The sequence below is a fragment of the Capsulimonas sp. genome (assembly GCF_039929585.1).
Taxonomy (GTDB): domain Bacteria; phylum Armatimonadota; class Armatimonadia; order Armatimonadales; family Capsulimonadaceae; genus Capsulimonas.
Genome location: NZ_JBDSQY010000041.1, coordinates 24,580 through 37,534, shown reverse-complemented (window position 1 = coordinate 37,534; position 12,955 = coordinate 24,580). Strand labels below are relative to the sequence as shown.

At 58.3% G+C, this 12,955-nt stretch carries 9 protein-coding genes; 2 read left to right on the top strand and 7 right to left on the bottom strand.

Features of this window, described 5'->3' with window-relative positions:
* Window positions 1–108 precede the first annotated feature (108 nt).
* The 5 genes from ABIZ35_RS02860 to ABIZ35_RS02840 form a co-directional block, all read right to left on the bottom strand.
* Window positions 109–1,284, bottom strand: coding sequence for a DUF444 family protein (locus tag ABIZ35_RS02860; RefSeq protein ID WP_348218360.1), 1,176 nt, complete (start codon window positions 1,282–1,284; stop codon window positions 109–111).
* Window positions 1,285–2,442 (bottom strand): site-2 protease family protein, encoded by a 1,158-nt coding sequence (locus ABIZ35_RS02855; protein ID WP_348218359.1) that lies wholly within the window; start codon window positions 2,440–2,442, stop codon window positions 1,285–1,287. It abuts the gene before it with no gap.
* A 24-nt stretch (window positions 2,443–2,466) separates the two neighbouring features.
* Complete coding sequence (locus ABIZ35_RS02850) at window positions 2,467–4,398, bottom strand: protein prkA (protein WP_348218358.1); 1,932 nt, start codon at window positions 4,396–4,398, stop codon at window positions 2,467–2,469.
* Between the two features lie 477 nt (window positions 4,399–4,875).
* A complete protein-coding gene (locus tag ABIZ35_RS02845) occupies window positions 4,876–5,499 on the bottom strand; it encodes a DedA family protein (RefSeq protein WP_348218357.1) in 624 nt (207 codons plus the stop codon).
* Window positions 5,496–6,890 (bottom strand): HDIG domain-containing metalloprotein, encoded by a 1,395-nt coding sequence (locus ABIZ35_RS02840; RefSeq protein ID WP_348218356.1) that lies wholly within the window; start codon window positions 6,888–6,890, stop codon window positions 5,496–5,498. Before ABIZ35_RS02840 ends, ABIZ35_RS02845 begins: the two co-directional genes overlap by 4 nt.
* Window positions 6,891–6,960: 70 nt before the next feature.
* Between ABIZ35_RS02840 and ABIZ35_RS02835 the strand changes: the two genes are divergently transcribed.
* Both ABIZ35_RS02835 and ABIZ35_RS02830 read left to right on the top strand, forming a co-directional pair.
* On the top strand, window positions 6,961–7,446 hold the full coding sequence (locus ABIZ35_RS02835) for a hypothetical protein (RefSeq protein WP_348218355.1): 486 nt from the start codon (window positions 6,961–6,963) through the stop codon (window positions 7,444–7,446).
* Window positions 7,447–7,467: 21 nt separating this feature from the next.
* Window positions 7,468–10,068 (top strand): hypothetical protein, encoded by a 2,601-nt coding sequence (locus tag ABIZ35_RS02830; protein ID WP_348218354.1) that lies wholly within the window; start codon window positions 7,468–7,470, stop codon window positions 10,066–10,068.
* Between the two features lie 324 nt (window positions 10,069–10,392).
* Here ABIZ35_RS02830 and cydB read toward each other — a convergent pair whose 3' ends face one another.
* Complete coding sequence (gene cydB / locus ABIZ35_RS02825; RefSeq protein WP_348218353.1) at window positions 10,393–11,409, bottom strand: cytochrome d ubiquinol oxidase subunit II; 1,017 nt, start codon at window positions 11,407–11,409, stop codon at window positions 10,393–10,395.
* The gene (locus ABIZ35_RS02820; protein ID WP_348218352.1) at window positions 11,410–12,888 is read right to left on the bottom strand and encodes a cytochrome ubiquinol oxidase subunit I; all 1,479 of its coding nucleotides are present in this window, start codon (window positions 12,886–12,888) and stop codon (window positions 11,410–11,412) included. It abuts the gene before it with no gap.
* Window positions 12,889–12,955: the final 67 nt, after the last annotated feature.

Here is a 12,955-nt window from a genome sequence, read left to right as displayed (position 1 = left end):
CCGGAAAATGCCAATCTCCGAAATCAGGTCCCCCAGAATTGGGGCGGAGGGGCCAAACACCCACACGGATTGGGGCGGAGGGGCCATCTTAATCCCCAAATATGACCGTTACCGCGCCGCTACCTCGGGATGCCCTTTCGCGAAGAACTTCTTCAGCGCCGGCCACACGTCTTGTTTGTCATTTATTTTGACCAACACCACACGCTGATCCTTTTCGAAGGCTTCTTCATAGGCCTGCCCCAGCGGAGCGAAACCCATCGTCGATTGCCAGCCGTCGCTGCCGATTTCGCCGTAGCCGATCAGGTTGCACATGTCGCGCATCTTTTTGACCAGCTCAACGCACTCGCTGTCGCCCCAGTTGTAGCCGTCCGAAAAGAGAAACGGATAGATGTTCCACTCACGCGGGTTATAGCGCTTCTCAATGATATCGATCGCCATTTTGTAAGCGCTGGACATCCGAGTGCCGCCGCTGTCGCCGAGGCTGAAGAACTGGTTTTCGGTCACTTCCTTCGCTTCGGTGTGGCAGGTGATGAAGACGATCTCCGTATTCGTGTACTTCGCTTTTAAGAATTGCAGCATCCAGAAGTAGAACGAACGACAGATGTACGCCTCGAACTCGCCCATCGATCCTGAGACGTCGCGCATGGCGAACACCACGGCGTTGCGCTGCGGCTCGGTCACGATATCGTAATTCTTGAAGCGCTTGTCCTCGTCACGCACTTCCCACTTGTTGGCGTTGCCCAGGCGTGAGTTGCGGCGATAGGCTTCGAGCAATGTCCGCTTGCGGTCCAGATTGGACGCGATGCCTTTCTTGGTAATCGTGTTGAAGACCGCCGTTTCGGACAGGATCTGCTTGACGCCCTTTTCCTCCAGGTTCGGCAAGGCGAGGTCTTCAAAGACCATCTGGGCCAGCTCATCGATGCTGAACTCGGCTTCGTAGTAATCGACGCCGGGGCTTTGGCCGGCTTTTTTGCCCATACCCTGCCCTTGATCCTCGGCGGGGCCGCGCGCGATGATGTCGCCCTGCTTCGTGCCGCCCGGTCCCTGCCCCACTCGCTCTCGGTCGTACGGATCGAAGCGGATATGGGGCAATTCCAGGCCGCGCACGGGGACCTTCACGATCTTGCCGCGGTCAGCCGTGATGATGTCTTCCTGGGCGATGATATCTCCCAGGTTCTCCCGGATCACTTCCTTGATCTTGTCGTTGTGGCGCTGACGGTCACGGTCGGCGCGGCGGTGCAGATCCCAAGCGTCCGTGGAAACAGAATAAAGAGGTTCCGTCATCTAACGTTCTCCCTGTGAGCCCTGCGCCTGGGCTCTGGCGGCGGTGATCCGCCGCACCGCGAAGTACTCCGAGACATTCTCGGCCGTCACCATCCCCAAAAGCCGGTTCCCTTCGCCGGCGTCAATCACGATCAGAGGCCCATTTTGCAAGTCGGGCAAACTCTCCGCCAGCGGCTGCCCCGGCGCGACGATATTGAACTGACGATCCATCACTCCGGCGACATAAGCGCTCGGGCCTTCGGTGGCAAGGCCGCGCAAAAGCCCATCGCGGGTCAGAACGCCTTCGACACTGGCGCCATGAAGCACCGGAAAGTCTTGCTGAGATGTCGCGAGCAGCAAGTCGGCGGCTTCTTTCAACGTATTGCCGACGACGAGGGTTCGAACATCCGTGATCATCGCCTTCGCCACGGCCACGCCTTCCAGCAGCGCCGCCTGAGTATAGACGAACGCCTCCTGCCCCGCGCCGATAAAGACGAACAGAGCGACGAACATATACAGCCAGTTTCCGGACATGGCGGCCCAGAACCCGGCGACGATCGCCAGCATCTGGCCAATGCTCGCGGCAATGGCCGTCGCACGCTCCGGGCCGATATTGATGGCCAAGAGCGCTCGAAGCACACGCCCGCCGTCCATCGGGAACGCCGGGATCATATTGAACAGCACAAGAAAGATATTTGTCCTTAGAATTAACTCCAGCAAAAGACGTGTTCCGACGACGCTCCCGCTATTCGAAAGGTCTGAAACAAATCTTCCTATCGAAGGAAAACCAAGAGCTCCCCAGAGAATGAGCGCGATCACCACATTGACGGCGGGACCGGCGAGCGCGATCCAAAGCTCCTCATGTGCTTTAGGGCGTTTCTCAATTCGGGCGACGCCGCCGATCGGATAGAGCGTGATATCCGCGACCGGTATCTTGTACCGAAGAGCGACCACACTGTGTCCTAACTCATGCAGCAGGACACAGAAAAAGACCGCCAGAACGTAAATCAGATTGAGAGTATTGGGACCGCCCCGGCCGAAGGCGATCCAGACAAGAAAGAGCAAAAACGTGAAGTGGACCCGAATGGGGATCCCGACCACGGTCGCGATTTGAAACGCCCAGGCTGGCCCCGGAGCCGGACTAGGCTTCGGGGTGGAATTTCGGCGTTCTTCAGGCATACGGTTCTCCTCGCTAAGACGTCGCTAGCGATTCAGCAGCGTCCCCACATATTTCAGCAGTTCGTTAGCCGATTCTTCCGTGTAACCCTGATCTTTAACCAGACGATCGACAACGTCGTTGATCCGGCGCAATTGCTCCTGGTCCGGCGTCTTGGACGATGTCGTGATCTTGACGACATCTTTCAGATCGCTGAACAATTTTTTCTCCAGGGCTTCTTTGAGACGCTCATCGCTGCCGACGCCGAACGATCCGCCGCGCCGGGACACCGACGCCACCGAGCGCATGATGCCCTCACGGAACTCGCGCTTGGCGTTTTCGCTCACGCCGATCTGCTCTTCGATACTGCGCATCAGCCGCTCATCTGGATCGACATCGTCGCTCGTGATTGGGTCCTTGACCTTAGTGCGATTGCAGAAGGCGTCCACATTGTCCAGATAGTTTTCCAGCAGCGTCTTGGCGCTTTCTTCGTAGCTATAGACGAAGGCGCGCTGGACTTCTTTCTTCGCCAGCTCATCATAGTCTTTTCGCGTCTCGTCGATAAAGCCAAGCAGACGGCGATGCTCTTCCTCACTCGTTGTGTATTCCTGCAATCCGTCGCGCAGGCCGCGCAGAACGTCAATGGGAGTGACATATCCCTTGCCGCCCTTGACCAGCGCCGCCGAGATGCGATTGATGACAAAGCGGGCGCTGACCCCGCTCATGCCTTCGTCCATGAACTCATCTTGTAACTCACGGATATGCTTCTGATCCCAGTCGCCGACTTGCTTTTCACCGTCGTAGAGTTTGAGCTTAGTCATCAGCGAGAGCCCGGACTTTTTGGACGGCTTGAGGCGCGTGAGAATGGCGAACATCGACGCCGTGCGCAAGGTATGCGGGGCAATGTGAATCGCCTTGAGGGTCGTGCGAGCGTCGGAGAGCTGAGACTGGCCGATCAGCTTCTCGTAGATCTTAATCTCTTCGGTCAGGCGCAAATTGTACGGCACACGCACGACGAAGATACGGTCGATCATCGCCTCGTTTTCTTTGTTGCCGAAATACGAGTTGTATTCATATTCGTTTGTGTGTGCGATAACGACAAGATCGGCGTAGATTAGTGCGAAGCGACTGGCCTTGATCGTCTGCTCGCCGGCGACGGTGTTCAGCTCATACAGAAAGCGCTTCTCGGCCTTCAGCATTTCGATAAACTCCATCACGCCTCTGTTAGCGATGTTAAGTTCGCCATCAAAGTTGTAAGCGCGTGGATCGGACTCTAAGCCGTACTCAGTGAGCGCCTGAATATTGACGGAGCCGGTCAGTTCGGCGACATCCTGGGACTTGGGGTCAGCGGGCTTGAAGGTGCCGATGCCGCGCCGCTCGCGCTCGGACAGCGTGATGCGCTCAATCGGAACGTCGTCGATCTTTCCACCCCACTCGTGCTTCAAGCGATACGCGTCCACAGGATCTAAGTCCCCTTCGATGTGCACGCCGAACTGGTCCTTGAAGTGGGAGCGCAGCTCCTCGGGGATCAGGTGCAGCGGCTCCTCGTGCATGGGCGAACCCTTGATGGCGTAGATCGCGCCTTCATCCGTGCGCGAGTACTTCTCCAGCCCGCGCTTGACCAGTGTGACGAGCGTGGACTTACCACCGCCGACGGGGCCGACGAGCATGAGGATACGCTTGCGGATATCGAGACGTCGCGCGGCGGGGGCGAGATATTCTTCAACAAGATGCTGGATGGTTTTTTCCATCCCAAACAGCTCGTTCTCAAAAAATTTATAGTTCTTGGCCTGCCCCTCGCCGGGATCGTCGACGCCGGCGGCAATCACCATATCATAAAGCCGGGCGTGCGAAAGATCCGCGATCTTCGGGTTCTTCTCCAAGAGGTCCAGATAGTCTTTGAACGTTCCTTCCCAATGAAGCTTGTCGGCCAGTAAGCGCTGTTCCTCCGCCTGTTTCAGAATATCCCAATTGCTCATTCTTTTCCCTTTCAAGGAAACGACTCGTTCAATCGATCTTCGTGATTTTCGAGAGAGACACTATGCCCGGGGTAAAAAAACAGACGCAGCCTCGGCGGTCGCGGATTTCTCCGCGCATCCACCGAGGCTGCGTCTTCATTCGCAACTTACGACTTCGTCGAGTAAAGGGGCGAGTTCCAGCGCTCGCGTACGTCCTTACTGTTCTCCTAATCCATCCGTCAAACTAACCTCGGACACATTGTGAAGGTATATGCAGTTATACAATAACAGACGTTCATTGTCCGCGCTGGTCCTTGAGCGCCGCACGCTGGCGACACTGGGAGACGATGCTTTGATACTTATACTATACACCATATTGATCCGGAGTTCCAATGTTTTCTTCGGAGATCAATACCAGATTATTACAAGTTCAATACTTTCATGCTGCTTATATTTTCTTTACGGCAGCCGCTCACATATTTGTTCCAAAGACGCGATTTATGCAGCCGTTTCTTTGGGAGCGCCGCGCAGATGCCGCCACACCCAGAGGCCGAACAGCACGATGATGATCGCGCCAATAAAGATATCCGCTTTCTGAAGCCAGTTATGCACTTGATGCCAGTGTTCGCCCAGCTTGACGCCAGCGTAAGTCAGCAAATAACAAAACGGCAGGGCGCCGACAAATGTGTAGATGCAGAATCGGGGGAAATTCATGCGCGCGATGCCGGCGGGCAGTGAAATGAACGTGCGGACGATGGGCAGTAGACGGCTGACAAGCGCGGTGATATCGCCGTATTTCTGAAAGAAACGGTCGGCCATGTCCATGTCGTGATGGCTGATCAGGATGTACTTGCCGTATTTGTTCAGAAACGGACGGCCGCCAATCGCCCCGACCCAGTAGGCGACGATGGAGCCGAGCAAGTTGCCCAAGGCGCCCGTAAAGGCGAGGACATGGATGTTGAAGCCGCGTGCGGGCTCCGTCACAATCAGCGCGCCGGCAAAGGGCATAATCGCTTCGCTGGGAATAGGAATGCAGGCGCTTTCGAGCGCCATCAGGAGGACAACCCCGGGGTAACCGAGCGTGGCGATCAGGTGGGTCACCCAGTTGATCAAATGTGTCATGACGGTTCGGTTGTATCTCCGTATTTTTCTCGCGCAAGCTCGGCCGCGCGGATGGTATCGTCCGGGGCGAGACGCCCCTCGATTACTTCGTTGGTCAAATAGTCTTTGATGACGCCCAGCCACGGACCAGCCGGGCGGGTGAACAGTTTCATCAAGGCGCGGCCATCCAGCGGCGATGTCAGCAGGGAAATATCCTCGCGGCTTTCGATCTCGGCGATGCGCTCGCGAAGGCTAATGGCGCGAGACATGTCCTGGTGATCGTTCGACAGGGCAGACACATCGGCGCGGTGGATCGCAAACAACTCTGTAAGATTGGAGCCAAGGTCTCGGATCAGGCGGCGGACGGCGGCGTCGGTCCAGTCGGACTTGTATTCGCCGATGCGCATGTGCTCGCCAACGAGGCGCGTGACGGCGGAAATCTCATCGTTGGAAAACTTAAGACGGCCCATCAACTCGCGCGCCATCTGCGCGCCGACATTCTGATGGCTGTAGAAATGGATGCGTCCCGCTTCGTCCTCGGTGCGCGTGCGCGGCTTGCCGATGTCGTGAAACAGCACGGATAAGCGCAATACAAGCGAGGCGTCCGGAGGCAGGCTTCCGAGCGCATACATCGTGTGTTCCCACACTGGATACGCATGAAATTCGTTCTGTGTTACCCCAACCATCTCTAAAAGTTCCGGGGCGAATTCCTGGAGCAGGCCGCTCGTTCGGAACAGCTCCATGCCCAGGGTCAGGCGACCGGTCATCAGGGTTTTGCAGAACTCATCACGGATACGCTCGCGTGAGATGATCGCCAGCCGGGGCGCGGCGTCTTGGATGGCCGACCAGGTTGCCGGCTCGATCTCGTAGCCAAAGCGCGCGGCGAAGCGGACGGCGCGCATCATCCGCAGGGGATCGTCGGTGAAGGTCAAACGCGGCTCGGCGGGAGTGCGGATGACGCCATCGCGCAGATCGTCGAACGCTTTCCCGGTCGGATCGAGCACTTCCTCGGTATGCAGCCGCTCCAAAAGCGTGTTGATGGTGAAGTCGCGCCGCTGGGAGTCTTCGGCGATTGTGCCGGGCTTCACCGTGTCGGGCTTGCGGCTGTCGGCGGCGTACGACTCAACGCGGGCCGTCACCAGCTCGACATCCCGACCGAGCACAACCACCATCGCCGTGCCGAAGCGCGGGTAAACGACCGGATGATGCTGCGCCACGCCGCATTCATGAAGAAAATGTGCGAGAGCCAACGCGTCGCCTTCCAGGACAAGATCGATGTCATCTTTGTCTGAAGGCAGACCCATGGCCTTATCGCGCACGAAGCCGCCGACGAGATAAAGCCGTCCTTCATACTCCGTCCCGCGCGTTGCTTCCCGTAGCGCGTCCAGCACCTGTTCCGCCGTGTAAGTCATCGCGCGATATTATACCACAGCACCCCTCGCGGCGTACTCCTCGGAGCAGTTTGTGGGGTACACTCTCCGCATGACTTGGAAACGCTTCCTCCTCAACACGCTCAAGACGAGCGCTCTTTTGACCGCCGCCACTGTCGGCTCCATTATGGTCGCCAGCCAGCGAGAGACGGGTTCCCCCTGGTCCGCGATCAACTCCGTGACCCATGTGATCGACGGTGACGAGATCTCCCAGCCGGATGACTTCTCGCCGCGCGCCACAACACTCGGAATTGTCGCGAACACCTCGGCCATGGTGTTCTGGGCCGCAGCCTTTGAAGGCGTCCTGACACTGACCAAATCGCGAGGCAACACCGCCACGGGAATTGCCGCAAGTGTCTTCGCCTATATCATTGACTACCATGTCGTGCCCAAGCGCCTGACGCCGGGAATTGAGAAGAAGCTGAGCGGTCGCGCCATTTTTGCCGTATACGCCGCTCTCGCCGCCGGGTTCGCCGCCGCCTCTGAGTGGCGCGACAACGGCGACACGCCCGACCCGGAAATCGCCATTCACGCCTAACCCCGCTTTTGGGAGCATGCATTGCCCTCCAGACCCCGCTCCAAGTTCCGTCGACATTCGTGCGTCCTCGGCGCCGCTCTGTGCTCCCTCGCCGGCAGCGCCTTCGCTGCGGATGTCGAGACGCCGCGCGCCGCGCCGTCGGATATCGTTGCGCCTCCGAGTACTCCCACGCCGGACGAGACGCCCACGCCTCCTCCTGCGGGCGGTAATCCTACCCTCGGCGGTGCTGGGCCAGTGGCCCCCGCCCCGGCGCCCACCGATCTGAACGCCCAGGGAACCACACCTCCGCCGGGAGACACGGGAACACCGAACGGCGATTCCACGACAAGCCCCGCCTCACCCGAAATCCCGCTGCCTGAGACGGAAACCCCGCTGCCCGGCGGAGGAACTTCCGGGTTCGTCGGCGATGAAGACGCTGATCCGGCGACTTCCGTCATTCTGGAGAACGCCGATTCGTTCGAGCAGACCACGGCGGGCAAGTGGACCGGCAAGGGCAATGTCCGGGTGAAATACAAAAAATACACGCTGAACAGCGATCAGGTCGACGTGGACCTGGACGCCGGCGAAGCAGTGTTCACGAAGAACGCCATCCTCCATGCGCCGAACGGCGAGACCGTCACGACAGGACCGGAGGGCAGCCTGCGCATCAATCTGCGCAAGGACACCTACACCGTTATCGGGGCTACGACCTCCATTGCGCCGCAGCGGCTTCAAGTCGGCGTGATCATGCCGATCTTAGTCTATGGCGGCGAAATCAATGGCCGCCCGGGCCTGATCGACGCGCGCGGCAGCCGGTTTACGACCTGCGACTTTTTAGAGCCGCACTACTATTTCCTTGCAAAGCAGCTTTACGTGATTCCCGGCAAGCGGCTGGTCGGCAAAAACGTCACGCTATATCGCAAAAACAAAAAGCTGTTCACCATCCCCTGGTTTGTTGTCCCGCTGGACCGACGACTTTCCCGACAGACGCTCTTCCCGCAGCTTGGCCAGACGCCCGACGAGGGATACTTCGCCAAGTTCGCTATTGGGTACGCGCTCTCAACAACCCTGCCTGGCATCCTGAAGATCGATGCAATGCAGAAGAAGGGGCTGGGCCTGGGGTTCGATCAGAACTATGGAGATTCCGACAATCTCAAGCGCGGCACGGGGCTTGTTTCTGTTTATCATCTGGCGGATCAAAGCACCGGGCAGGAAAACTACAGCGGCAGCCTCAACCATCAGCAGCAGATCGGTACAGTCCTGGCGAACCTCGCGTCTCAGTTCCAGCAGAACTCGTACTTCGCGGGGGGAGACCAGAACCGGTCACTCTCCTCCCAGCTGAGCCTGACACGCAGTGTCGGCAATCTGAACACGGCGATCCGCACGAGTATCGACTCCAGCAACTATGGCCTGGGGGGGTCGCTGAACTCCACCGCCGCATTCGATCAGACATTTAAACCGACGGCGACGGAGCAGCTGCACACGCTGTTCACTCTTACCAGTTTTACCAATACATACGAAGGTATCGATCCCACCAAACGCAGCGAACTCGATACTAATATCGAATACGCCCAGCAGAACAAGGCATTCGACTTCCAGGTGCTGACATCGAAGTTCACGCAGCTTCAGAACACGCAGGTCGGCTCGACATTTTTCGGCGGTCTGGAGCGTCTCCCCGAATTCCGGCTGGCGACCGACGCCACCCGGATGTCAATGCTGAAGCGCTTCCTGCCGTCCACGACCCGGCTCGACTTCTCTCTGGGAACGTTCAATGAGCCGACCTCGGAAACAAAGACACAGCGTGTTAGCTTCGGTATGGACACCGGCAGCACGACGGCCAAGATCAACGATCGTAATACGATCGACTATGGCGGCGCCTATGTCCAGCGGTTCTATGGTGACAACACCGCCGAATATCTGCTCACGGGACGCGCGGAATACAAGCTGAAGCTTGGGAAAACTTCCTCGACAGGGCTCAGCTATAACTACCTGCGACCCTACGGGTTCACGCCGTTCCAGTTCGATTTCTCCGGCAACAACAACACGGCAAACTTCAACTTCTCACTGCAAGATTCCAAGAAGTTCCAGCTTCGCATCGCCACGGGTTACGATTTCAACGCCGCCAAGGAAACCGCCTTCGGCCCGCCGACGCCCTGGCAGAGCCTCTCGCTCCAGATGATTATCCAGCCGGATGGACATTTTCAGCTGCGCACCTCCGCGTCTTACGACCAGAACCACCACCGACTGCTCGACCTGACGAACTACTTCCGTATTCGCGGCTCTCAGGGTTTCGCACTGGATGTCAACACACGCTACTCACCGGACCAGCATCGCTTTTCCGCAATCAACGCCCAGCTGGACCTGCCGTTCTTCCGCGATCCGAACGAAGACGCCGGCTGGCGTCTTCGCGCGATCGGCGGCTACAACGGCTTTTCCAGCACATTCGACTACCAGGGCCTCGCCCTCACCCGCTCCTGGCACGACTGGGAAGGCACTCTGATCTATCAGAACACAACGACCGGCATCCGTCCCGGCCAAACGATCACCTTCAATTTTCGCCTGAAAGCCTTCCCCGCCGTCGAACCCTTCGCCACCGGGCAGCTGGGCCAGGCGCTGGATACGGGATTGGGACAGGTTTACTAGAGCCTTTCGTGACCTATCCCCCCGCTCGCTGAAGCTCGCCTCCCCCTTTCCCAACAAGCCGCTTCGCGGGGGAAAGGGGGCGTTCGTAACTGCGATCCAGGCGAGTATTCCATGTTGTGGGAAGAGTGAAATGGCCCCTCCGCCCCAATTCTGGGGGATCTGATTTTGGACTACGGCATTTTCCGGTCCCCCAGAATTGGGGCGGAGGGGCCGAACCACCACGACAAGACTCGCCAGGATTGTAATTATCAACACCCCTTTTCCCGCCCGAAGGGCCTTGCTGGGAAAAGGGGGAAACGCGCTAAAGCGCGGGGGAATAGGCCCTCAATAGCTATGCTTCTCGACCTTGACCTTGCCTCGAAACACCCAGTAAATCGCAATCGTGTAGGTCATTACGAACGGCAGACCGAGAAACGCGATGTTACGCATTAAACCCAGCGCCTTTTGCGAAGACGCGGCGTTGTAGATCGTCAGGCTCCACGCGGGATTGAGACTGCTGATGATCATATTCGGGAAGATCGCAACGCCGAACAGCACAACCAGTGCGGCGATATTGCAGGCCGACGAAAAGAATGCGAACGAAGGCAGCTGCTTGTGCAGGGCGCGGGGAATGTTCGCGATGGCGAGCACGTTCAGCGCGACGATCGCCCAGACCCATGGGTACTGCGCGAAATTGCGCGTCGCGCCCGGCAGCGCCTGCAAAGTCGCGATCGTGGTGAACGCGTAGAGGCAGCAGAAAATCCCGAACGTTCGATAGATCCAATGCCGGATGCGCTCCTGCAATTCCCCTTCGGTCTTGAGATAGAGATAGATTGAACCGTGCATCATGAACATGGACAGGTTGAAGAAGCCAACGAGCAAAGCGTAAGGACGCACAAGGTCGCCGAGCTGCCCTCGAAAGTCTCCGTCCGCGCCGATGGGAAGCCCCAGAATTAAATTCCCGACGGCGATGCCGAAAAGCAGCGACGAGGAAGCGCTGGCGGCGAAGAACGCTCCGTCCCAGAAGCGCCGCCAAATGGGGGATTCTTGTTTGCTGCGAAACTCAATCGCGACCGCCCGAAAGATCAGGGCGCAGAGCAGGAACATAAACGCCAGATAGAACCCCGAGAAGGCCGTGGCGTAAGCTTTGGGAAAGGCCGCGAAGAGCGCGCCGCCGAACGTGACGAGCCACACTTCGTTGCCGTCCCATACCGGACCGATGGCGTTGAGGAAGATACGCCGGTCCTGATCGGTGCGCGCGAACAAGTGTAAAGCCCCCACCCCCAGATCAAACCCGTCGAGGATCGCGTAGCCAATGAGCAGGACGCCGATCAGCAAAAACCAGAATGTGTTGAGATCCATTTAATCGCGTCCCTTCTCTTCAGCGCCGTCACGATCGCCGCCTTCTTTCCAGCTATCCGTGCTTGCGGTCATCGAGTAGCCCGCGGGATCTTCCGCCCCCACATGAACCGCCAGAACGTCCCCGGCGGTCGTGTTCGCCGGCGGATCGTGCGGCGCGTCGGGCCCGTGGCTGATCTTGTCGTTCAAAACGTAGACCCAGACGGCGAACAGCAGCGCATACACCACAATGAACATGATGATGCTGCCGAGCACCTGGCTCGCCTGCACGGATCGGGACAAGCCCTCGCTGGTGCGCAGAAGACCGTAGACGATCCAGGGCTGCCGCCCCACCTCCGCCGTCACCCACCCCGCTTCGTTGGCGAGATACGGCCCGACGACCGACACGACGAAAATCCAGAGAAGCCATCGCTGTTTGAAGAGTGTCCCACGCCACCACAAGAAACACGCCAGCAGCGACAAACCCACTAAGTACGTCCCAATAAAAATCATCACATGATAGGACATGTAAGGCACAATGACCGGTGGCCGATCCCCGCGCGGGATCTGGTCCAGCCCCGGCACAGGCTTATCGAGCTTGCCGTACATCAGCACGCTCAGCATTCCCGGGATTGCGACTTCGTAGTGCATCTTCTCGCGCTTTTCGTCGGGAACGCCGATGACGGAAAACGGCGTCCCGCCCTTCTCCGTGTGGAAGTTGCCTTCGATGGCGGCGAACTTCGCCGGCTGGTAGTGCGCGATCATGCGCGAGTTCAAGTCGCCGGTCAACCCCGCCGCGAGGGACATCACCGTCCCAAACACCAACGCTGTCTTAAAGCTCTTGCGAGCAAAGTCGATGTGCCGATCCTTGAGCAGGTAATAGGCGGAGATGCTCATCACGAAAAAGGCCCCCAGGATATAGGCGCCGATCAGCGTGTGCGTAAGCCGGTTGAGCGTGGAGGGATTGAAGATCATCGCCCCAAAATCCGTGATCTCGGCTCGCGCCGCCAGTCCCGTCCCGACGATATGAAAGCCGCGCGGCGTCTGCATCCAGGAGTTGGCGACCACGATCCAGATCGCGGAGAATGTCGCGCCCATCGCCACCATCAGTGTTGCGAAGAAGTGAAACTTCGCGGAAACCCGATCCCAGCCGAAGACAAGAACGGCGAGAAAACCCGACTCCAGGAAAAAGGCGAAGATGCCCTCGGAAGCCAGCGCGGAGCCGAAGACGTCACCGACATAGCGCGAGAACGCCGCCCAGTTAGTGCCGAACTCGAACTCCATCACGATCCCCGTCGCCACCCCCATCGCGAAGTTCGCGGCGAAGATACGCGTCCAGAACCGCGTGATCGCCTCATACTGCGGGTCCTTCGTCTTGAGATACATGCCTTCCATGAACACCAGCACCGCTCCCAGGCCGATGGAAAGCGGCGGGAACAGATAATGGAACATGATCGTCATCGCGAACTGTATTCGCGAGAGCACAAGCAAATCCAAATGCATCCGATGATCCATTTCTATGCACAAAAGATCGTGAAATAAATCACAATCAATAGCGATAAAAAAGCCG

Bases quoted from the DNA above. Each gene is read 5' to 3' on its own strand.
- ABIZ35_RS02850 (WP_348218358.1), bottom strand. From the start codon at position 4,398: ATGAGCAATTGGGATATTCTGAAACAGGCGGAGGAACAGCGCTTACTG.
- ABIZ35_RS02860 (WP_348218360.1), bottom strand. From the start codon at position 1,284: ATGACGGAACCTCTTTATTCTGTTTCCACGGACGCTTGGGATCTGCAC.
- ABIZ35_RS02835 (WP_348218355.1), top strand. From the start codon at position 6,961: ATGACTTGGAAACGCTTCCTCCTCAACACGCTCAAGACGAGCGCTCTT.
- ABIZ35_RS02845 (WP_348218357.1), bottom strand. From the start codon at position 5,499: ATGACACATTTGATCAACTGGGTGACCCACCTGATCGCCACGCTCGGT.
- ABIZ35_RS02820 (WP_348218352.1), bottom strand. From the start codon at position 12,888: ATGCATTTGGATTTGCTTGTGCTCTCGCGAATACAGTTCGCGATGACG.
- cydB (WP_348218353.1), bottom strand. From the start codon at position 11,409: ATGGATCTCAACACATTCTGGTTTTTGCTGATCGGCGTCCTGCTCATT.
- ABIZ35_RS02840 (WP_348218356.1), bottom strand. From the start codon at position 6,890: ATGACTTACACGGCGGAACAGGTGCTGGACGCGCTACGGGAAGCAACG.
- ABIZ35_RS02855 (WP_348218359.1), bottom strand. From the start codon at position 2,442: ATGCCTGAAGAACGCCGAAATTCCACCCCGAAGCCTAGTCCGGCTCCG.